This window comes from Nonomuraea indica (assembly GCF_002850745.1).
In the GTDB taxonomy this organism is placed as follows: Bacteria; Actinomycetota; Actinomycetes; order Streptosporangiales; family Streptosporangiaceae; genus Nonomuraea; species Nonomuraea indica.
In genome coordinates, this window is record NZ_KZ559469.1 from 431,791 (window position 1) to 451,773 (window position 19,983).

At 72.3% G+C, this 19,983-nt stretch carries 22 protein-coding genes and 1 pseudogene; 7 read left to right on the forward strand and 16 right to left on the reverse strand.

Annotated features, from left to right (window positions below; all coding sequences use genetic code 11):
- Positions 1 to 114: 114 nt before the first annotated feature.
- The 3 genes and pseudogenes from nuoK to CXR44_RS40890 form a co-directional block, all read right to left on the reverse strand.
- Positions 115 to 396: pseudogene (gene nuoK / locus CXR44_RS41675) on the reverse strand (NADH-quinone oxidoreductase subunit NuoK); the annotation flags it as partial.
- Complete coding sequence (locus CXR44_RS40885) at positions 396 to 1,331, reverse strand: NADH-quinone oxidoreductase subunit J family protein (protein WP_245899128.1); 936 nt, start codon at positions 1,329 to 1,331, stop codon at positions 396 to 398. The pseudogene nuoK and the gene CXR44_RS40885, both read right to left, overlap by 1 nt.
- Entirely contained in the window at positions 1,328 to 2,731 is a 1,404-nt protein-coding gene (locus CXR44_RS40890; RefSeq protein WP_245899129.1) for a NuoI/complex I 23 kDa subunit family protein, read from the reverse strand. Before CXR44_RS40890 ends, CXR44_RS40885 begins: the two co-directional genes overlap by 4 nt.
- 208 nt (positions 2,732 to 2,939) lie before the next feature.
- On the opposite strand from CXR44_RS40890, the gene CXR44_RS13640 reads away from it, so the two are divergent.
- Positions 2,940 to 4,205: a serine/threonine-protein kinase gene (locus CXR44_RS13640; RefSeq protein WP_101786224.1), complete on the forward strand. Its 1,266-nt coding sequence runs from the start codon at positions 2,940 to 2,942 to the stop codon at positions 4,203 to 4,205.
- Between the two features lie 133 nt (positions 4,206 to 4,338).
- Here CXR44_RS13640 and CXR44_RS13645 read toward each other — a convergent pair whose 3' ends face one another.
- The 5 genes from CXR44_RS13645 to CXR44_RS13665 all read right to left on the reverse strand — a co-directional run bounded on the left by CXR44_RS13645 (position 4,339) and on the right by CXR44_RS13665 (position 8,047).
- Positions 4,339 to 5,211: a hypothetical protein gene (locus CXR44_RS13645; RefSeq protein ID WP_144069952.1), complete on the reverse strand. Its 873-nt coding sequence runs from the start codon at positions 5,209 to 5,211 to the stop codon at positions 4,339 to 4,341.
- A 382-nt stretch (positions 5,212 to 5,593) separates the two neighbouring features.
- Positions 5,594 to 6,535, reverse strand: a complete 942-nt coding sequence (gene nuoH / locus CXR44_RS13650; protein WP_101786228.1) for an NADH-quinone oxidoreductase subunit NuoH — start codon at positions 6,533 to 6,535, stop codon at positions 5,594 to 5,596.
- The gene (locus CXR44_RS13655) at positions 6,528 to 7,073 is read right to left on the reverse strand and encodes an NADH-quinone oxidoreductase subunit C (protein ID WP_101786230.1); all 546 of its coding nucleotides are present in this window, start codon (positions 7,071 to 7,073) and stop codon (positions 6,528 to 6,530) included. The genes nuoH and CXR44_RS13655 overlap by 8 nt, the downstream gene beginning before the upstream one ends.
- On the reverse strand, positions 7,070 to 7,597 hold the full coding sequence (locus CXR44_RS13660) for an NADH-quinone oxidoreductase subunit B (protein ID WP_101786232.1): 528 nt from the start codon (positions 7,595 to 7,597) through the stop codon (positions 7,070 to 7,072). The genes CXR44_RS13655 and CXR44_RS13660 overlap by 4 nt, the downstream gene beginning before the upstream one ends.
- Before the next feature lie 78 nt (positions 7,598 to 7,675).
- The gene (locus CXR44_RS13665) at positions 7,676 to 8,047 is read right to left on the reverse strand and encodes an NADH-quinone oxidoreductase subunit A (RefSeq protein ID WP_101786234.1); all 372 of its coding nucleotides are present in this window, start codon (positions 8,045 to 8,047) and stop codon (positions 7,676 to 7,678) included.
- Between the two features lie 85 nt (positions 8,048 to 8,132).
- On the opposite strand from CXR44_RS13665, the gene CXR44_RS13670 reads away from it, so the two are divergent.
- From CXR44_RS13670 to CXR44_RS13680, 4 genes are all read left to right on the forward strand, one after another.
- A complete protein-coding gene (locus CXR44_RS13670) occupies positions 8,133 to 10,028 on the forward strand; it encodes a polysaccharide deacetylase family protein (RefSeq protein WP_144069953.1) in 1,896 nt (631 codons plus the stop codon).
- A 38-nt stretch (positions 10,029 to 10,066) separates the two neighbouring features.
- Complete coding sequence (locus CXR44_RS42160; RefSeq protein ID WP_357911006.1) at positions 10,067 to 10,141, forward strand: putative leader peptide; 75 nt, start codon at positions 10,067 to 10,069, stop codon at positions 10,139 to 10,141.
- A 143-nt stretch (positions 10,142 to 10,284) separates the two neighbouring features.
- Complete coding sequence (locus CXR44_RS13675; RefSeq protein WP_101786238.1) at positions 10,285 to 12,129, forward strand: 2-oxoacid:acceptor oxidoreductase subunit alpha; 1,845 nt, start codon at positions 10,285 to 10,287, stop codon at positions 12,127 to 12,129.
- The gene (locus CXR44_RS13680) at positions 12,122 to 13,168 is read left to right on the forward strand and encodes a 2-oxoacid:ferredoxin oxidoreductase subunit beta (protein ID WP_101786240.1); all 1,047 of its coding nucleotides are present in this window, start codon (positions 12,122 to 12,124) and stop codon (positions 13,166 to 13,168) included. Before CXR44_RS13675 ends, CXR44_RS13680 begins: the two co-directional genes overlap by 8 nt.
- Before the next feature lie 91 nt (positions 13,169 to 13,259).
- On the opposite strand, the gene CXR44_RS13685 is transcribed toward CXR44_RS13680, so the two are convergent.
- On the reverse strand, positions 13,260 to 13,859 hold the full coding sequence (locus tag CXR44_RS13685) for a TetR/AcrR family transcriptional regulator (protein ID WP_101786242.1): 600 nt from the start codon (positions 13,857 to 13,859) through the stop codon (positions 13,260 to 13,262).
- A 91-nt stretch (positions 13,860 to 13,950) separates the two neighbouring features.
- On the opposite strand from CXR44_RS13685, the gene CXR44_RS13690 reads away from it, so the two are divergent.
- Positions 13,951 to 14,658 carry an MBL fold metallo-hydrolase gene (locus CXR44_RS13690; RefSeq protein WP_101786244.1) on the forward strand — a complete coding sequence of 236 codons (708 nt, stop codon included), beginning with the start codon at positions 13,951 to 13,953 and terminating at the stop codon, positions 14,656 to 14,658.
- A 164-nt stretch (positions 14,659 to 14,822) separates the two neighbouring features.
- Here CXR44_RS13690 and CXR44_RS13695 read toward each other — a convergent pair whose 3' ends face one another.
- Genes CXR44_RS13695 through CXR44_RS13720 form a run of 6 tightly spaced genes read right to left on the reverse strand, consistent with a single transcriptional unit; the run spans position 14,823 to position 18,176 of the window.
- Positions 14,823 to 15,185, reverse strand: coding sequence for a hypothetical protein (locus tag CXR44_RS13695; RefSeq protein WP_101786246.1), 363 nt, complete (start codon positions 15,183 to 15,185; stop codon positions 14,823 to 14,825).
- 57 nt (positions 15,186 to 15,242) lie between these two features.
- Positions 15,243 to 15,866: a GntR family transcriptional regulator gene (locus tag CXR44_RS13700; RefSeq protein WP_101786611.1), complete on the reverse strand. Its 624-nt coding sequence runs from the start codon at positions 15,864 to 15,866 to the stop codon at positions 15,243 to 15,245.
- A 10-nt stretch (positions 15,867 to 15,876) separates the two neighbouring features.
- Complete coding sequence (locus tag CXR44_RS13705; protein WP_101786248.1) at positions 15,877 to 16,803, reverse strand: DMT family transporter; 927 nt, start codon at positions 16,801 to 16,803, stop codon at positions 15,877 to 15,879.
- 18 nt (positions 16,804 to 16,821) lie between these two features.
- Positions 16,822 to 17,199 carry a hypothetical protein gene (locus CXR44_RS13710; protein WP_101786250.1) on the reverse strand — a complete coding sequence of 126 codons (378 nt, stop codon included), beginning with the start codon at positions 17,197 to 17,199 and terminating at the stop codon, positions 16,822 to 16,824.
- A 15-nt stretch (positions 17,200 to 17,214) separates the two neighbouring features.
- On the reverse strand, positions 17,215 to 17,808 hold the full coding sequence (locus CXR44_RS13715; RefSeq protein WP_101786252.1) for a GNAT family N-acetyltransferase: 594 nt from the start codon (positions 17,806 to 17,808) through the stop codon (positions 17,215 to 17,217).
- A gap of 5 nt (positions 17,809 to 17,813) precedes the next feature.
- Positions 17,814 to 18,176 (reverse strand): MmcQ/YjbR family DNA-binding protein, encoded by a 363-nt coding sequence (locus tag CXR44_RS13720; protein WP_101786254.1) that lies wholly within the window; start codon positions 18,174 to 18,176, stop codon positions 17,814 to 17,816.
- 157 nt (positions 18,177 to 18,333) lie between these two features.
- On the opposite strand from CXR44_RS13720, the gene CXR44_RS39415 reads away from it, so the two are divergent.
- Entirely contained in the window at positions 18,334 to 18,495 is a 162-nt protein-coding gene (locus CXR44_RS39415) for a hypothetical protein (RefSeq protein WP_180903389.1), read from the forward strand.
- Here CXR44_RS39415 and CXR44_RS13725 read toward each other — a convergent pair.
- Positions 18,471 to 19,907 carry an alpha/beta hydrolase family protein gene (locus tag CXR44_RS13725; protein ID WP_219601786.1) on the reverse strand — a complete coding sequence of 479 codons (1,437 nt, stop codon included), beginning with the start codon at positions 19,905 to 19,907 and terminating at the stop codon, positions 18,471 to 18,473. The two genes, CXR44_RS39415 and CXR44_RS13725, sit on opposite strands and share 25 nt — an antisense overlap.
- Between the last annotated feature and the right edge of the window lie 76 nt (positions 19,908 to 19,983).

Below are 19,983 nucleotides of genomic sequence, written 5' to 3' on the forward strand. Positions count from 1 at the left end.
GGCCCCGGCGCCCGGAGTGTCCGCCGACGGCTCCGAAGGCATGCCGGTGGTCGTGGGGGCAGGCGGGTCCGCGGCACCGGACGGCCCGGCGGGCTCGGCCAGGTCGCGGAGGTGGTCGAGGTCGACGGTCCGGCGGTTGCGGTAGAGGGCGAGCACGATCGCGAGGCCCAATCCCACCTCGGCCGCCGCGATGACGATGACGAACAGCGTCAGTACCTGACCGCTGTGCAAGCGGTCACGCAACCACACGTCGAACGCCACCAGGTTGAGGTTGACGGCGTTGAGCATCAGCTCGACCGACATGAGCACCAGGATCGTGTTGCGGCGCGCGAGCACGCCGTACACGCCGACGGAGAAGAGCAGGGCGGAGACGACCGCCGGGTAGACGACGTGCACTAATGCCCCCCGACCTGGTCGGGCGGCGGCCCCGCGTCCCGGCGGGCGGAGCCGGTGGACGGCGGGCCTTCCGTGGGACCGCCGGGCGCGCCGCCGCCCGAAGCACGCGTCTCAGGCGGACCTGCCGGGTGCGTGTCGGGGTGAGAGGCGCCTTGGCGCGGTCCTGGGTGTGGGGCGCCTGCCAGGGGCGGTCCTGGGTGAGAGGTGCCTGCCGGGGGCGGGTCCGACGGAGGCCTTTCGGGGATGGGGGCGCCTGTCGGGTGCTGGTCTGGCAGAGGATGGTCGGAGCCGGACGCGTCTGCCGGAGACATGCCTGCCGGTGAAGGACCTGCCGTGGAAAGACCTGCCGGGACGGAACCTTCTGAGGAAGGACCTGGCCGTGGCGGGACTTCCGGTGACGGGCCTCCTGGGATGTCCGTACGGGACAGGACGATGGCACCGATGAGGGCGGCCAGCAGAAGGACCGACAGTGCCTCGAACGGCAGCACCCACGTGCTGAACACGCTGCCCCCCAGCTCCTTCGCCGACCCCTGGCCCGGAGTGAGCGACACGTATGCCATGCGGAAGGCGTCGACGACGACCGTGACGAGGACGGCGGCCGTCGCCACGGCCACCACCGCCGCGACGACGCGGTTGCCGCTGTCGAGGTCGGCGGAGCGGCCGATCGGCGCGCGGGTGAGCATGATCCCGAACAGCATCAGCACCACCACCGCGCCCACGTAGATGAGCACCTGCACCCAGGCGACGAACTCGGCGGTGAGGACGAGATAACACCCGGCCAGCGCGCCGAAACAGAGCACCAGCCACAAGGCCGCGTGCACGAGCTGCCGGGTCGTGACGACGAGCAGCGCCGATCCGACCGCCACCGCGCCCAGCAGCAGGAACACGATCTCCTGGCCGGTTGGCGACAGGTAGGAGGGCACCGCCTCGGTCACGACTCCTCCTCGGACTCCCTCGTCTCATCAGGGGTGAGCCGCCCGGGCGGGCGGATGGATCGGGGATCGGACATCCGCCGCCTGCGCGGGCTCGAAGCAGCAGTTTGCCCCTCCGAGCCGGACGCCGGGCGCGGCGCGCCCTGGGCTGTGGACAACTTTTCGGACGACGCCTCGCCTGTGGACGAAGCCTCTTCCGCGGTCGGCGAGGCGGTGGGCGATGCGGACGACCCCGGCGCTTCGAGCTCGTTGTCCACAGAGGGCGTGGACGCTCCCGTCGCCGAGTCCCCGGAGGGCGAGTCGGTCCGCGCACCTCCAGAAGGCGGAGTGCCACCTTCGTCCGCGGCGGGTGGCTGTGGGAGAGCGCCGGGTGGCCGGATGCTCCGTACGTTGGCCATGCGCCCCTCGCGCGGGACCCGCGCGCCCGGTGCGCGGCCCTGGCCCTGCTCGCCCGGACGGCTGGAGGACCGCTCCTCAGCACCTGACGCCGCCGACGGTTTCGCCCCCGCGTCGCCCGAGTGCGCCCCCGTGCCGGTGCCGGCACCGGCTCCCGCGCCGGCGTTAGCCCCCGTACCGGAGTCCGTCCCCGTACCGGAGTCCGTCCCCAGGTCGGTGTCAGCGCCGGCTTCCGCGCCGGTGCCCGCCGGACGGGCTGCCGGGGCGGGCGGCTCCTGCCCCTCCGCCGCGCCCGGCGGCTGGTCGCCCGCGGGGGCGACCAGCCGTGCTTCCCCGGCCGTCGCCGCCGGCCGCTCCGCTTCGGGGGCGGGCGAGGTGCCGGTGCCGACGGGACCGGGACGTTCGGGAGTCGTACGGGAAGGACGGTCCTGCGGCGTGCGGGGGGAAGGCGACGTGCCGGTGGAAGACGTGCCCGAGGGAGACGTGCCGGTGGAAGGCGCGCCGGTGGAAGGCGCGCCGGTGGACGAGGTGCGGGCGGCGGGCTCGCCGGCGCCGGGGCGGGCCGGACGTCGAGGGGCGGCCGTGAGCTCCTTCGGAGGTTCGGCGCCCGGGTCGTGGGCGGGCGGCGGCGGGACCGTGGAGCGCCACGCCGCGAGCTGGTCCTTCTCGTGCAGGAGATTGCGGATGTCGCCCTCCGCGTACTCGAACTCCGGCGACCAGAACAGCGCGTCGAACGGGCACACCTCGATGCAGATGCCGCAGTACATGCATAGGGAGAAGTCGATGGCGAACCGGTCGAGGACGTTGCGCTGGCGCGGCCGGCCACCCTCGGGGGCGGGCAGCGTCTCCTTGTGGGAATCGATGTAGATGCACCAGTCGGGGCACTCCCGGGCGCACAGCATGCAGGAGGTGCAGTTTTCCTCGACCAGGGCGATCACACCGCGGCTGCGGGGCGGCAGATCGGGCTTGACCTCGGGATACTGCTGCGTCACGGATCTGCGCAGCATGTGGCGGAGGGTGACGGAGAGCCCCTTCGCCAACCCCACTCCCGGTATCCGCGCCATGGTCATCATCATTGCGCACTTGGCGGCACACGTGAATGAGCCGGACACGTTATCCCCAGTTTTTCCACAGCTATCCACAGGATGGCGGGAGGTTATCCACAACATTCGTCCACAGCCGCTATGCGCCGCTTCAGGGCGATAACCTTCCGGCATGTCGAACAGCCGGCCAGGCCGCCCCAGCGGGCTCGCGTGGGCCGCCTCCGTGGGCTGGGCGGTCCTGCCGCTGGTGACATGCGGGCTGGCGACACCGTTCACGATCGGGTTCGCGGCGTACTGGCTGCGCAGCGTGTGGCAGGTGGTGGGCGCGGCGGTCTACACGGTGTGCGTCGGCTCGTTCGTCATCGTGGCCGGGAGCTACAACGAGTTCGACGACATTCCCGAGCCGATGTCCACGCTCATCTCGCTGGCGCTGGTGGTGAGCTGGCTGGGCGGTGCGATCCACTCGGGCATCCTCGTCCCGGCGATGGCCAGGGCCCGCCCCGGCAGGCTCGGCCCACCGCTCGCCGACACCCGTCCCCCCGCCTGGCTGCACGCAGGCGGGCATCCTCAGCCCAGGTCGCACCAGAGCCACCCCACCAACCCCTCGCACCGCCACCCTACGGATCCGCGCCGGCAGCCGGCCCCGCCGTCGTCCCGGCTCCGGCCGGGCGAGCCCGAATGGATCGGTCCCTATCGGGTGCTCCGATCCCTCGGGCGTGGCGGTCAGGGGGCGGTCTATCTGGCGACCGCTCCCAACGGCGCGCAGGTCGCGGTCAAGGTGCTGCACGACCTGGTGGACGAGACAGCGCGCGCCCGGTTCGCGCGGGAGGTGGACGCGGCGCGCAGGGTGGCCACCTTCTCCACGGCCCGGCTGCTCGACGTCAACATCACGGGCCAGCACGCCTACATCGTCAGCGAGTACGTCGACGGCCCCTCACTGGAACAGCTGGTCCGCCGGCACGGCCCGCGTGACGAGGACAGCCTGACGCGCCTGGCGCTGTCCACCTCCGGCGCGCTCGCGGCCATCCACAAGGCGGGGATCGTGCACCGCGACTTCAAACCGAGCAACGTCCTGATCGGCCACGACGGCCCCCGGGTGATCGACTTCGGCATCGCGCGGGCCCTCGACCAGATGACGATGACCTCCGGCAAGATGGTCGGCACACCGCCTTACATGTCGCCCGAGCAGCTCTCGGGCGCTCCGGTGGGGCCACCGTCCGACGTGTTCAGCTGGGGGGTGACGATGGTGTTCGCGGCCACCGGGCGTCCGGCGTTCGGGGAGGACACGGTGCCGGCCGTGTTCAACCGGGTGCTCACCGTCCATCCCGACTTATCCCCGCTGCCGCCCGCGCTCCGGGGCGTCGTGGGGGCCTGCCTGCACAAGCAGCCCGATGACCGTCCCTCCGCCTCGGACGTGATGCTGGCCATCGTCCACTGACCCGGACACGCCCGCGCACCGGTCCGTGGACCCGGCGGGCCCGAGCCCGAGGACACGGGCCGGCCGGGCCCGAACGCGCGGAGGCCGGGTCCACGTAGGCAGTCCTCCCGGCACGAGGGCGCGGCTCGGCCGGTCAGGGGCAGGCGTCCGGGCATGACCTGAGCAGGGTGACGTACTCCTCGCGCGACAGCGTGCACACCCGCAGCTCCAGCCCGTGCCTCGCCGCGAACCGGTGCACGTCCTCGGGTGGCCACGGTCCTGGCAGGTGGTGAAGCGGTCGACCGGCCCGGGTCGTGATGACCAGCCCGGTGTTGGCGGCGTGGCGGTAGAGCAGGAGCCCGGCGACGGAGCCGCGAGCCCTGGCCAGCAGCAGCGTGCGGATGTGATCCCGGCCCCGGGTGAGGTGCAGCAGGTCTTTCTTCACCTGGAGGTACGGCCCGCCGGGCGGCCCGAGGACGGTGCCGCGGCTGTTCCGCCAGTGGTGCAGGCGGCCGGCGAGCGGGCGAGCGATCAGGAGCAAGGGGCTGAAGGCGACCGCGAGCCATTTGGCGTCGAGCAGGTCCAGGGCCAGCCTGCCCAGGGAGGCCAGGCCGCGCCAGGCCTGCCACGCCCCCGACAGGGCGAGGTACGTCATCACCGCCAGCCCGGTGACGCCGGCGCAGACGGCGAGTGGCAGCCGCCACCTCGACGCCCGGGGCCGCGGCAATCCGGACATGCGGCGCCAGCCCGGCGCACGTCCCGAGAGGAGTGCCCGCACCTGGCCGGATGGAGTCGGCGGGCCGGCCACGACCGGCAACCCCGCCGCCTCGGCGAAGCCGCGCACGGCCCGGACGTCCCAGGCGCCGGGCAGGTCGAGCAGCACGAGACCGTCTGTGTCGAGCAGGGCGAGGCCGGTTACCGATCGCGCGTCCACCTTGCCGTAGGGGCCCGACACCTCCTGCCCGTAGCGGTAGTGATAGAGGGCGGCGGGCCTCAGCGACACCGACCCACCAGCCGCCTCGTCCACGGCCGTGACCGTCCCGTCGCGCCACGACAGGGAGGTCCCGGGGCAGCCCGCGCTCGAAGTCGCGCCCCCGCACGGGACTAATCGCGCCGTCATCCGCTCACCGCCCCGCACGGGACTGATCGCGCCGTCATCCACTCACCGCCCCGTACGGGACTGGTTCTGCGGTCATCCGTTTTCACGCCCCTGTCCGGACTGATCGCGCGGTCATGGGTTCACCGCCCCAAGAACGTGCGGCCATCTGCCTGCGCCGCCCTCCTGGGACTCGTCGGGCGGTTATCCGTCACCCGGGTGAACGTGCGGCCGTGCGCTCACGCTCCCGAACGGGACCCGGGCCACGGTCACGTGCTCACCGCTCTCGGGGCCGTCGGAGGCCGGCGAAGGGTCAGAGAAGGACCTGGACCACGCCGGTGAGGGCGAGCTGGACGAGGGCCAGGGGGACGAGCCCGGCCCAGGCCAGCTTCTGCAACTGGTCCTCGCGCAGCCGCGGGAAGCTGACCCGCAGCCAGATCACCACGAACGCCAGCACGAACACCTTGACCAGGGTCCACAGCCAGCCCGGCAGCAGCGGGCCGTGCCAACCGCCGAGGAAGAGCACGGTGGTGAGGAAGGACAGCACCACGATGCCGACGTACTCCGACAGCATGAACAGGGCAAACCGCATGCCGGTGTACTCGGTCATCGGCCCCATGATGATCTCGGACTCGGCGATCGGCATGTCGAACGGCGGGCGGCGCAGCTCGGCGAGGCCCGCCAGGAAGAACACCACCCCGCCGATCGCCTGCCACGGAAGCCACCACCACTGCCACGCCTCGACGATGCCGGGCAGCGAGAGCGTGCCGGCTGCCATCGCCACCGAGGAGGCGGCCAGCACGAGCGGCAGCTCGTACGACATGAGCTGGGCGGCCGAGCGCATGCCGCCGAGCACGGAGTACTTGTTGCCCGACGCCCACCCGGCCATGATCGAGCCGAGCACGCCCACGCCCATCACCGCGAGCACGAAGAACAGCCCCGCGTCGAGGCGCACGGCGACGAGGTCACGGTCGAGCGGGATGACGATCAGGACCACGAGGTAGGGAACCAGCGCCACCCCGGGAGCGATCATGAATACGCGCCGGTCGGCGGCGGCGGGGATGACGTCCTCCTTCTGCGCGAACTTCACCCCGTCGGCGATCAGCTGGGCCCACCCGTGGAAACCGCCCGCGTACATCGGCCCGAGCCGCGACTGCATGTGCGCCATGACCTTGTGCTCGGTCTGCCCGACGATCAGCGGCAGCACCAGGAACACGACCAGGATGACGGCGAAGCTGATCACCACGTCAGGCATCGGGCGTCCCCCAGTCGGCCGGGACTCCGGGCGGAAGGGTCTTGCGGCGGCTCGGCGCGCCGTGCCCCGACTCGCCGGGTTCCTTGGCGCCCGGCCACTGTTTGGCGACCCGGGCGGCGAGGATGAAGTCCTTGCGGAGCGGATGCCCCTCGAACCCGTCGGGCAGCAGCAGTGGCACCAGGTTGGGATGGCCCTCGAAGATCACGCCGAACATCTCGCACGTCTCGCGCTCGTGCCAGTCGGCGCCGCGGTAGACGCCGACGGCGGACGCCAGGCGGGGGTCGGCACGGGGCACGCGGGTGCGCACGAGCAGCCGATGGCGCTCCAGCGGGTCGTAGACGTTGGCGACGACGAGGAATCCCTCGGGCGGGTCGTCCACGCCGGTCAGCCAGTCGAAGAACGCGTAGCCGGAGTCGCGGAGCGCGGTCAGCACCTCGATCCAGTCACCGGCGGTCACGTCGAGCGTGATCTCGCCGAACGACTCGGAGACCTGCGCCCGTTCGCCGAACCGCTCGGACAGGCTCGCCGACCGGCTCACGCCTCCTCCCCGCCCCGCCTGGAGGTGAAGCGGTCGGTGAGCTGCTCGGCGGCGATCTTCTCCTGGAGTTTCATGATCCCGTGCAGCAGCGCCTCGGGACGCGGCGGGCAACCGGGCACGTAGACGTCCACGGGGATGATCTGGTCGACGCCGTTGGTCACGCAGTAGGAGTCCCAGTACGGGCCGCCCGAGTTGGAGCAGGCGCCGAACGAGATGACGTACTTGGGGTCGGGCATCTGCTCGTAGAGGCGCTTGACGGCCGGGGCCATCTTGTCGGTGACGGTCCCCGAGACGATCATGAGGTCGGCCTGCCGCGGGCCGTTGGCGAACGGGATCACCCCGAACCTGATGAAGTCGTGCCTGCTCATCGACGTCGCGATGAACTCGATGGCGCAGCACGCCAGCCCGAAGTTGAACACCCACAAGGAGTAGCGCCGCCCCCAGTTGAGCACGAAACGCATCGGCTTGGGCGCCAGCCGGGAGACCGGCCCCACGGTGGGCATCGGGAGATCCGTCGCTGCCATGTGACCATTGTCCCGCGTGACGGCCGTCAGGAGTAGGGGCCGCGCGGGCCGAGCCGGCACGGGAGGCCGGGTCGAGGCTCAGGTCCAGGTGAGGACGCGCTTGCGCCAGGCGTAGAGGATGCCGAGCGCGATGAAGCCGAGGAAGACGAACATCTCCACGAGCGTCGTCAGCCCGTAGCCAGGCGCGTCGAACACCGTCGCCCAGGGGAACAGGAAGACGGCGTCCACGGCGAAGACCACGTACAGGTACGTGAAGACGTAGTAGCGGATCTGTGACTGGGCCCAGCCCTCGCCCACCGGGTCGACGCCGCATTCGTAGCTGGTCAGCTTGTCGGGGGTCGGCCTGCTGGGGCGGAGGAGACGGTTGGCCAGGAGGGCTCCGGCGACGATGGCGACGCCGATCGCCAGGAGCGCGGCGACGAGCACGTAGGACCCGAAGTAGCCGTCCATGTTCTGATCGTAACCCAGTCAAAGCTCCGGACCTATCACCCCAAATTGGGGTAAACCGCAAGATCGGCCACATAACCTGACATGCATGCCCAAAACCCGAACCGTGGGAGGAGTTGCCGCCCTGGTGCTGGCCGCTTCGGGTTGCGGCCTTTTCCCGGCCTCCTCCGAGCGCGACGTCGTGGTACCGGCGAACCCCACGATGATCGGCTACGTGGACCCCTCCGCGATCGACGGTCTGGTCACCATGACGATGACCGAAGGGGAGGACGCCGCCAGGCGCGTGCACATCAGGTACCCCCAGCTGGAGGGCGCGCCGACGCTGAACGAGGCCCTGCGCCAGGAGGCGCAGCGGCAACTCCTCGCCTTCCGCGCCACCGCGGCAGCCTGGCGCCCCACGACCACGGGCCGGCCGGACCAGGGCGGTGCCGACGGGTCAGTGAGCGCGGGCACGGCGGCCGACGGCAACCGGAGAACGGACACGGACACGGCGGCCGACGGCAACCGGACAGCGGACACGGACACGGCGGCGGGCGCGGACCGGATCGCCGGCGAGGACGGCGCGGCCCGGCCCGAACTGAACGTGGACTGGCAGCTCGTCGCCGCGTCCCCCGACGTCATCGGGGTACGGCTGCGCACCGGGCAGCACGTCGGGGTCGACTGCGGCAGGTCCACCCGCACCCTCTGGTACGACCGCAGGCGCGACGTGGTCACCGGGTCGGCCGGGTTGCTGTCCGGGCAGGTCACGCTGGACCACCTCACCCGGATGGTCAGGGAGGGACTGGCGGGCCGGGGCGCGGCGGTGGACCGGGGCAGGGTGACCGCCGACCCCGAGCTGTTCGACTCGATGGCGTTCAACCGGAACGGCGACCTGGTGGTGGAGTTCGACGACTGCCAGATCGGGTCGTGCGCGCTGGGCAGAGTCGCGGTGGCCGTACCCGCCGAGCGGGTGGTGTCCTGGCTGTCGGCGACGGGACGCCGGGCCCAGCTCAGCCCCCGGGCGGCGGGCAGGAGCCTCACCCCAGGCCCTGTCGGCGACCCGTTCGAGGGGGGCGCGCCGTTCGGCGGGCTCGGCGTGCCGGCGGGATTCGGCAGCACGGTGACCGCCCCCCGGGCGGACGCCCCGGACCCGGCCGCTCCCCGGGCGGGCGCCCCCCACCCGGCCGCTCCCCGGGCGGGCGCTTCCGACCCGGCCGCTCCCCGGGCGGGCGCTTCCGACCCGGCCGCTCCGCAGGCCCAGGCGCGTCGCCCCGGCTCCGGCGGGTCCTCGGCGCGGGTTCCCGGCGCGACCGCCCCCGGCTCGGCCGGGCGGTCCGAACGGGTGGACTGCGCCGTGGCCAAGTGCGTGGCGCTGACCTTCAACGACGGTCCGGGCCCGGAGACCCCGCGCCTGCTCGACATGCTGCGCGACCTGGGGGCCCGCGCCACGTTCTTCGTCGTCGGCGCCAACGCGACCGCCGACCCGTGGCTGCTCGGCCGCATGGCCGGCGAAGGGCACGAGATTGGCAACCACAGCTGGACGCACCGTGACCTGTCCCAGCTCAGCGCCAGCAAGGTTCTCGACTCGCTCGGCCGTACCCAGGACCTGATCGCCGTGCACGCCGGGCGGAAACCCGTGCTGGCGCGGGCGCCGTACGGGGCCGTGAGCGAGGAGGTCCGCGACGCCGCCCACCGGCTGGGGCTGACGCTGGTCGGCTGGGACGTGAACACGGTCACGCCGACGGAGACCACGGGCGTCTCGGCGACCGGCCGGCCCACGGCGGAGACGATCGCCAGGCGGGCCGTCGCGGGGGCGCGCGACGGCGCCGTCATCCAGCTGCACGACACCAGCGGAGCCGCCGTGGACGCGACGCCGGCGATCGTCGGAGCGCTGCGCGGGAAGGGTTACGCCCTGGTCACCGTCGCCGAGTTGTACGGGGATTCCGGCTCGCGCCCGGAGCCCGGAGAGGGGTCCGCGAAGGCGGCTGCGCCCGGCCGACCCTGACACGGGCCACTGGCGAGGGGGACGTATAGTTGGCCCTCGTGACCCGAACCGTCCTCTTCGCTCGCCTCCACGTGGACCTGTGCAGGCTCGCCTCCGGCCTGTGTCACCTCTAACGGTTTCGACGCCCGCCCTGACTGCGACCGCGTTTACCCGCATTATGCGCTGAGGAAACGTGTTGACCCCCGCGAGGATCTAGCATGGAAAAGAGAACGCGCCACGAGCGACCGCGCATGGGCGCGTCGAGGAGGACTGAGCTGTGACGAAGCAGGTCCAGCAACTCGACCGGGTGATCATTCGCTTCGCCGGTGACTCCGGTGACGGCATGCAGCTCACCGGTGACCGCTTCACCGCGGGGACGGCGGAGTTCGGCAACGACCTGTCGACCCTGCCCAACTTCCCCGCCGAGATCCGCGCCCCCGCAGGCACCCTGCCGGGCGTGTCGAGCTTCCAGCTGCACTTCGCCGACCACGACATCCTCACGCCCGGCGACGCCCCCAACGTCCTCGTCGCGATGAACCCTGCCGCGCTGAAGGCCAACCTCGGCGACCTGCCCCGCGGCGCCGACATCATCGTCAACACCGACGAGTTCACCAAGCGCAACCTGCAGAAGGTCGGCTACGAGACCAACCCGCTGGAGGACGACTCGCTGGCCGAGTGGCGGGTCCACGCGGTGGCGCTGACGTCGCTGACGGTCAAGGCCCTGGAGGGCTTCGACCTGTCGAAGAAGGACGCCGAGCGGTCGAAGAACATGTTCGCCCTCGGCCTGCTGTCGTGGCTGTACCACCGGCCGACCGAGCACACGATCTCGTTCCTGCAGCAGAAGTTCGCCAAGAAGCCCGAGATCGCCAAGGCCAACATCGCGGCGTTCCAGGCGGGCTGGAACTACGGTGAGACGACCGAGTCGTTCTCGGTGTCGTACGAGGTCAAGCCGGCCAAGCTGGCACCGGGCGTCTACCGCAACATCTCCGGCAACCAGGCCCTCGCCTACGGGCTGATCGCGGCCTCGGTGCAGGCGAAGCTGCCGCTGTTCCTCGGCTCCTACCCGATCACCCCGGCCAGCGACATCCTGCACGAGCTGTCCAGGCACAAGCGGTTCGGCATCCGCACGTTCCAGGCCGAGGACGAGATCGCCGGGGTCGGCGCGGCGCTGGGCGCGGCGTTCGGCGGCGCGCTCGGCGTGACGACGACGTCCGGTCCGGGCGTGGCGCTGAAGGCGGAGACGGTCGGCCTGGCGGTCACCACCGAGCTGCCGCTGATCATCGTGGACGTGCAGCGGGCCGGCCCGAGCACCGGCATGCCGACCAAGACCGAGCAGACCGACCTGCTGATGGCCATGTTCGGCCGCAACGGCGAGTCGCCGGTGCCCATCGTGGCGCCGATGTCGCCGAGCGACTGCTTCGACGCGGCCATCGAGGCGGCGCGGATCGCGGTCAAGTACCGCACGCCGGTCATGCTGCTGTCCGACGGCTACCTCGCCAACGGCTCCGAGCCGTGGCGGCTGCCGGAGGTCGCCGACCTGCCCGACATCTCGCAGGAGTTCACCACCGAGCCCAACGGCGAGGACGGCGCGTTCCTGCCCTACCGGCGCGACGCCGACACGCTGGCCAGGCCGTGGGCGATCCCCGGCACGGCCGGGCTGGAGCACCGGATCGGCGGCATCGAGAAGGCCGACGGCACGGGCAACATCTCCTACGACCCGGGCAACCACGACCGGATGGTCAGGCTGCGCGCGGCCAAGATCGACGGCATCGACGTGCCCGACCTGGCGGTCGACGACCCCGACGGTGACGCCAAGGTGCTGGTCATCGGCTGGGGCTCGACGTACGGGCCGATCGCGGCGGCCGTGCGGCGCATCAGGAAGGACGGCGGCAAGGTCGCGCAGGCCCACCTGCGCCACCTCAACCCGCTGCCCGCCAACACCGGCGAGATCCTCAAGCGCTACGACAAGGTGCTGCTGCCCGAGATCAACCTCGGCCAGCTCGCCCTGCTGCTGCGCGCCCGCTTCCTCGTCGACATCATCAGCTACAACCGGGTGCGCGGCCTGCCGTTCAAGGCCGAGGAGCTGGCCGGCGTGATCCAGGACGTGATCGACAGTGACTGAGCTGCTCAACGGGAAGGGTTTGTCGCTCGTTCCCAAGACCGACGCCAAGCAGAGCCTGAAGGACTTCAAGTCCGACCAGGAGGTCCGCTGGTGCCCCGGCTGCGGTGACTACGCGATCCTGGCCGCGGTGCAGAGCTTCCTGCCGGAGCTGGGGCTGCGGCGCGAGAACATCGTGTTCGTCTCGGGCATCGGCTGCTCCTCGCGTTTCCCGTACTACCTCAACACCTACGGCTTCCACTCCATCCACGGCCGCGCGCCGGCGATCGCCACGGGGCTCGCGGCGAGCCGGCCCGACCTGAGCGTGTGGGTGATCACCGGTGACGGCGACGCGCTGTCGATCGGCGGCAACCACCTGATCCACGCGCTGCGCCGCAACGTCAACCTCAACATCCTGCTGTTCAACAACAGGATCTACGGGCTGACCAAGGGCCAGTACTCCCCCACCTCCGAGGTCGGCAAGATCACCAAGTCGACGCCGATGGGGTCGCTGGACAAGCCGTTCAACCCGATCTCGCTGGCGATCGGCGCCGAGGCGTCGTTCGTGGCCCGGACGATCGACTCCGACCGCAAGCACCTGCAGTCGGTGCTGCGCGAGGCGACCGCCCACCGCGGCACGTCGCTGGTGGAGATCTACCAGAACTGCAACATCTTCAACGACAACGCCTTCGAGCCGCTCAAGGACCCCGAGGTCCGCGACGACATCACGCTGCGGCTGGAGCACGGGCAGCCGATCGTGTCGGCGACCAAGGCGGTGGTCCGCGGTGACGACGGCGCGCTGGCGGTGGTGCCGCGGGCCGAGGTGGGCGAGGAGCGCATCCTCGTGCACGACGCGCACAACCCCGACCCGTCGGTGGCGTTCGCGCTGTCGCGGCTGGACGAGCCGGCGTTCGAGCACGTGCCGATCGGCGTCTTCCGGCAGGTCGAGCGGCCGGCCTACGACGTGCTGATGGCCGAGCAGCTGGAGGAGTCCGTGGCGCAGCAGGGCCCCGGCGACCTCTCCGACCTGCTCATGGGCGGCGACACCTGGCGCATCGGCTGACCACGCCGGCGCAGCGGTGCCCCGGGCGAGGTCCAAGGGGCGTCGCGACACAGGCGATCAGTTGCCTGCGGCAGTCAGGATGGAGAGCTGCTCACCGCGGGGCATCCTGCTGAGGGCGGACTGGTCCGCCCTCAGCAGGATGCCTGCCACGCGGCTTCCCGGCCGGGCCGTCCGCCAGTGCTCGACGTATGCCGGCCAGGCCGTACTCGAAGGCACGGTCGACATCGCCCCCGAGCCGGAAGGCGCCGATGAGTTCCATCTCGATGAAGCCGGTGGCCCAGGCCGTCACCAGGCGCGCGGCTTCAAGCGCGTCCCGTTCGCCCACGAGTTGCCCTGAGGCGTGCAGCATCGGGGCGGCCGCACGGGCGAGGGCCTCGGGTGGTGCGTCCGGGGAGAGCATCAGCCGGAATCCCTCCGGCCAGGCCTGGGCGAACTGCCGGTAGCCGCGCACCAACCCCTCGATCGACCCGTCGGTCGACTCCAGCCGGGCGGCCAGGTCGTCGATGGTGGCCTCGGCGACAGCGGCCAGCAGGGCCGCGCGGTTGCGCACGTGCTTGTACAGGGACGGGGCGCGTACTCCCACTCTTTCGGCGACGTTCTGCATCGTCAGTCCCTGCGGGCCGTCCGCCTCCAGCAAATCGCGTCCCGCAGCGACGATCCTGTTCAACGAGGTCTTCTCAGGGGTCGGCATCGTTCATCTCCCCAGAACGAAAGCTATTGACGTTAGCCATCATAGCTAATTATCTTAGCTTTCGACGATCCCGGCCGCCGAAAGATGCCCCATGAAACTCGCACCTCATCTGCACCGCCTCGGTAACGATCTCGTGGCGTGCTACCTCGTCGACACCGCCGAGGGCATCACGCTCATCGACGCGGGACTGCCCGGTCACTGGCGGGATCTTCAGCGCGAACTCCGCTCCCTGGGCAAGTCCGTCGACGACATCCGCGGACTCGTACTGACCCACGGCGACTCCGACCACATCGGTTTCGCCGAACGCCTACGAAGCGCCCATGGCGTACCGGTGTTCGTGCATGCCGCCGACGCCGTCCGCGCCCGCACGGGAGAGAAGCCCAAGGTCGCGTCTGGCCCCATGCGTCTCGGCCCGACACTCGGATTCCTCGGCTACTCCATCCGGAAGAACGGCCTGCGCACCCGCCATGTCAGTGAAGTCATCGAGATCGGTGACGGAGACGTCCTGGACCTACCCGGAAATCCGGTGATCGTGGGCATGCCGGGGCACTCTCCGGGAAGCGTGGCGGTGCACGTCCCGCTCGCCGACGCGGTCTTCGTCGGCGACGCCCTGACCACGCGGCACGTCCTCACCGGGCGCGAAGGCCCGCAGCCCGCCCCCTTCACCGACGACCCGGCCGAAGCACTCTCCTCCCTCGACCGGATCGCCGAACTGTCGGCATCCTGGGTGCTCCCCGGCCACGGCGCCCCCTGGCGCACCTCACCGGACCAGGTGAGCGAGGCGGTCAGGAAGGACTGACGCCCCTGGGCCGGGTCAGCCGTCCGGGAACGTCAGGCCCGCACCCGGGAGCCGGTCGTATCCGTCGGGTTCAGCGCGGTATCCGGGAGCTCTCAGCGACCTGCACGGCTGGCAGTCCGGGCGGCTCGGTCAGCCCGGGAGCGCGGAGGGCGGGTCGGTCCGCCTCAGTCGTAGTCGAAGCCCGGCAGCGCGGACGGCGGGTCGGGGCTGCGCCAGACGACCACGGCGGCGTCGTCGGCGCACGCGGCGGCCAGGTGCAGCCGGTCCTCGTCGAAGTCCGGCAGGTAACGCAGGCGGGCCAGGAACGTCGCGTCGGTCGCCGACCGCGGCACCACGCAACCCTGGCCGTCGCGGTCGAGCAGGACGTAGAGCACCTCGGAGCCAGGGGGCGTCCCCGGCTCGGCGGCGACACGGACCTCGACCACGTCCTCCCACGCGAGAGCCTCGACGCTGCCGTCGGCGTAGTGACGGGTCACGCCCTCTTCCGTGACATACACGTAGGAGTCCGGCATCGGGTTGCCGTGCATGGCCGCGATTCTCGCGACTCATGGGGGCGTACCGCAAGGGTCGGCCGGCTCGGGCCCTCAGTCGCCGCCCCACGCGTGGCTCAGGTGGGCCGCCACCGCCGCCCGCGCGGCCTCGACGGGGCCGCCGGCGATGACGTCGAGGAGTTCCCGGTGCTCGCGCACGAGCACGTCGCGGTCGGTGTAGACCTCCCGCAGGCGGACCAGCCCGAGCCGGGTCTCGGCGGCGAGCGTGCCGTAGAGGCGTTCCAGCCGCGGGCTGCCCACCGCCTCGATCAGCGCCTCGTGCAGCGCCATGTGCTCGGCCACCGTCTCCGCCCAGGCGGCGTCGGCCGGCAGCGCGTCCATCCGGGCGAGCGCCTCATCGGCCGCGGGCACCCGCCGCCCGGCCACCGCCCGGGCCATCAGGTCCTCCAGCGGCCGGCGCACGTACATGAGGTCGTCCAGGTCGGCGAGGGTGACCTCCGGGACGTAGGCGCTGCGGTTGCGCTCGCGCCTGAGCAGGCCCTCGTGGACGAGCGTGGCCAGCGCCTCGCGGACCGTCGGCCGGGCCACGCCGTACGCGGCGGCGACCTCCTGCTCGGGCAGCGGGGTGCCGGGTGCGATCTCGCCGGAGAGCACCCTGCGGCGCAGCGCGTCGGCGAGCGCGACTACGGCGGAGACGGGTCTGAGCGGCAACGTCACGCCCGCGACTCTAACGCCCCGCACCGCCACGGGCTGCCGCGGCTGCCTCCCGCTGGGGCTCCGGCACGGTCCTGCGCTCGGGTACGGCCACCGCCACCAGGCTGACGGCGAGCAGGGCGAGGCCCGCGACGGAGAGCGGGGGCAGGTGCTCGCCGAGCACGACCAGGCCGAGCAGCGCGGCGACGGCCGGTTCGGCGAGGGCGAGCGTGGCGGCCGTGGCCACCGGGGTGGTGCGCAGGCCCCGGCCGTACAGGAAGTAGGCCAGGGCGGTGGCGGCCAGGCCCAGGTAGAGGGCGGCGAGCAGGCCGCGCGGCTCGGCGAGCCAGGTCACCCCGCGCCAGGCCAGGATCGGCAGCATGATCACCGCGGCGCCGCCGAACAGCACGCCCATCACGGCGCCGGACGGCGCTCCCGCGGAGATGGCGCGGGCGGCGGTGACTGCATAAAAGGCGTAGATGAGGCCGCCGAGCAGGGCGAGCAGCACGCCGGGCACGAGCCGGCCGGACGCCTGAGCAGCGCCGCCGCCGCTGTCGCCGAGGACGCCGCCGGCGAGCAGGGCCGCGCAGCCGCAGACGGCCGCCATGGTCGCGAGCGCCCAGCGGCCGCTCGGCCGCCGGCCGTGCAGCGCCCACGACAGCAGGCCGGTGAACACCGGGCCGCTGCCGATCGCCACGACCGTGCCGATGGCGACGCCGGCGCGGTCGACCGCCGCGAAGAAGCAGAGCTGGTACGCCGCGACGGCCACGGCGGCGAGCAGCAGCCCCGGCCTGACCACCCGCAGCACGCCGCGCCCGGCGAACAGGACCAGGGCGGCACCGCCGATGACGAGCCTGGCGGCGGCCAGGGCGATCGAGTCGGCGGAGACGAGCAGCCCGGCGGTCCCGGCCGTGCCCCAGAGCACGGCGGCGGCCACGACGGCCAGAGGTCCGTTCTTCATGGACCCATTGTCAGACAATCAGACAATTTCGTCCAGTTGACCATCCAGCAGGCGGCCCGCCTCCCCCACCAGCTCGGTCGCGTAGTCGTCGAGGACCGCCAGGGCGTCGAGGATGCCGGGAACCGTGCGGCGGGGCAGGCCGAGCAGGACGTCGCCCTCGGCGTCGGCCGCGCCCGTCACGTGGAAGGCGTCGCCGTCCGCGCTGAGGGAGACCTCGAAGCGCAGCTCACGGCCGTCGGGGAGGGTGAAGGCGATGCCGGTGCGGACACCGGCGGGCGGCAGCGGGTAGGTGTAGGGGGCGCTGCGGACGAAGGGATGGCGTAACCGCGCCAGCAGCTCCGCCGCCCGGGTCAGCCCGGCCAGCAGCCCGGCCGCGGCCAGGCTCTCGCTGTCCACGCTCCTGAGCCTAGATCAGCCCTGCGCCGCCTGACCAGGCGCGAGCCGGTCGAGGACGGGCCTGCCGGCCGGCGCCCCGGCGACGACCGGGAGCCGGCCGGCGACGGCCACGGGCGGAGGGTCGATGGCCAGGCGGGCATGACGTTCGACGTCGTGGCGGACGCCTTCGTAGCAGAGCCTGCCCCGCTCGATCCCCTCGGGGCGGAATCCCGCCTTGCTCGCCACCCGGCACGAGGCCGGGTTGTCGAGCCGATGGCCGAGCTCCAGCCGGTAGAGGCCGCGCTCGCCGAACGCCCAGCGTGCCAGCAGGTCGGCGGCGGCGGAGGCGACGCCGAGCCCCCGCGCCTCGGGGACGGTCCAGTAGGAGACCCAGCCGTTGTCGTGGTCGTCGATGCCCGTCACCGCCACGTTGCCCACCACCCGGCCGCCGAGCGTCACCGCGAAGGCGTGGCCCACCCCCTCCCAGGCGGCGATCCAGCCCGTCGCGTCCTTCAAGGTCACGATCGGCCAGGGCGCCTGGCGGCCCAGGTCGGGCGCCCGGAACGCGGCGAGCACCGCGGGCGCGTCGTCCTCGTGCCACGCGCGGAGCTGGATCGTGGGGTGCTGCATCCCTGTCAGACTATCCGCCCGATCTGGTGGGTCTCCTCGAAGGCCGTGACGAGCTGCTTGGGGGCCGTCAGGCACCACGCCTCGGCGACCAGCTCGAACAGCTCGTCGTGGTCGATCCGGTCGAGGTGGATCACCACCCAGCCGTAGCGCCCGGCGGTGAACTGCTTCTCGAACACCTCGGGCCGCTCGGCCACCAGCGCGATCTGCTCCTCGATCGTCGCCTTGACCCCGACGGTCTCGGTCTCCTCCCACAGGTAGCCGAAGCCCTTGCCTCGCACCTTGAAGCTCACCCAGTCGCCGCCCCGGCCCGTCCTGACCTCCGGCAGCTCGCCCACCAGCTTGAGGAACTCCTCGACGCTCACACCCATGGGGCCCTGTGTACCAGAGCCGACCGACAAACCGGGTGTCCGGTCAATGGTGTTCTGCGACGATTTCGTGAACCGCGCAGCGGCTTCCGCGCCGGGACCGGAGGGGCGATGATGATCCCATGTCGGCCTTCACCACGCGGTCGGCGCCGAGGTGACCGTGTGCGCGGCGGAGCTGGTGCTGCGCGGGCTCGACCCGGGCCTCACCGCCGGCGACCTGGTGAGCGTCAACGTGGCCGGGCCGGTGCTGGTCGTGGGCATGCTGCTCACCCCCGCCGCCGGTCGGTGGTTCGCCTCTCACGGCAGCAGCAGGCCCCAGTAGAGACCCCAGGGGAGCAGCACCAGCCCGCCCGCGAGCAGCAGCCCGAGCCGGGCCCGCTCCCCGCGCGGCAGCGGGCCGCGCTCCCGCCGCCAGGCTCGTGCCGTCAGCGCGGCGGCCACCAGGCTCGCCACGGCGAGCACCTGGAGCGCCAGCCAGGCCACCGGCCGGCCCGCCAGCAACGGCCCCGGCGAGGCGAGCTTGCCACCGGTCATCACCGCGTACATCACGTAGCCGAACGAACCCAGCACCACGGCGAGGCCGCCGCCGCTGAGCAGCCGCGCCGCCCGGCTCACCGGCGCCCGCCCCGTCCCGCGCAGCCGGCGGACCAGGGCGACCACCGGGTAGCCCGCGAACGCCACGACGAACAGCACGAGCGCGGCGAGCTGTGCCCACGCCGATTCCCACCAGGCGGTGGGCGGCACCGCGAAGGTCGGCGTCTCCTGCACGGGCGCGGGCCCCGACGTGCCCGCCGCCGGCGGCCGCCCCGAGGTGACCGCGCGCACCCAGGAACCGACCAGGTCCGCGTAGCCGGGCGCGAGCTCGGGCAGCCGCGTGACGCCGCCGTCGGGCGTCAGGTGCGCGGCGTGGTCCGCCCCGGCGAAGAAGCGGAACGTGTAGTGCCGGTTGCCGCCCCGCTCGAACGCCTCGGCGAACAGCGGCGGGCTCTCCCGGGGCGGGGTGAGCAGGTCGTGCACGCCCCAGATGCCGAGCACCGGCTGCTGGACCCGCTCCAGGGTGGGCGCGGGGTCGTAGTAGGGCTCGGGGAACATGCCGCCGTCGGCCAGCACCCGGTAGAGGGTGGGCTCGGTCCGCTCGACCAGCGGCCCGGACACGCCGGCCTTGCGCAGCCCGGCCGCCACGGCCCACGCCTGCTGGCGCAGCGGCTGGAGGCTGTTGGCCCCCACGAGCACGACGAAGGCCACGTCCGCGGAGCGGGACGCCGCCATCGGCGCCACCCAGCCGCCCTCGCTGAGCCCCCAGAGGCCGACCTTCGCCGGGTCGACGCCGGGCTGCGACCGCAGCGCCGCCACCGCGCCGAGGGCGTCGCCGGCGAGCTGTCCGTAGGAGCGCTCGAAGAGGGAGTAGCCCTCGGACCTCTTGTCGTAGACGAGCACCGCCAGCCCGCGCCGGGCGAACTCCACGGCCTCGCCCAGGAGCTTGGTGCGGGGTGTGCCGGTGCCCGCGCCGTGCACGAGCACCACGCCCGGTCGCCGCGTCCCGGTCCCCTTCGGGGCGAGGACCGTGCCCCGGAGGGTGAGCCCGCCGTCGCCGCGGAAGCTCACCTCGGTCGTGGCGAGGTCGGAGGGAACGGCGGGCGGCTCGTCGCCCGCCGTCACCGCGGCCGCGGGCCCGGTGGTGAGGAGCGTGAACGCGACGGCGATGACCGCCGCCAGCATGCGTGGTGGTCTCATGCCGCCGACAATAGTCTGCAGAGAGTTCTCGGCAAACATTTCTCTGCAGATATCCCTCTCAGGGACTAGGCTGCTC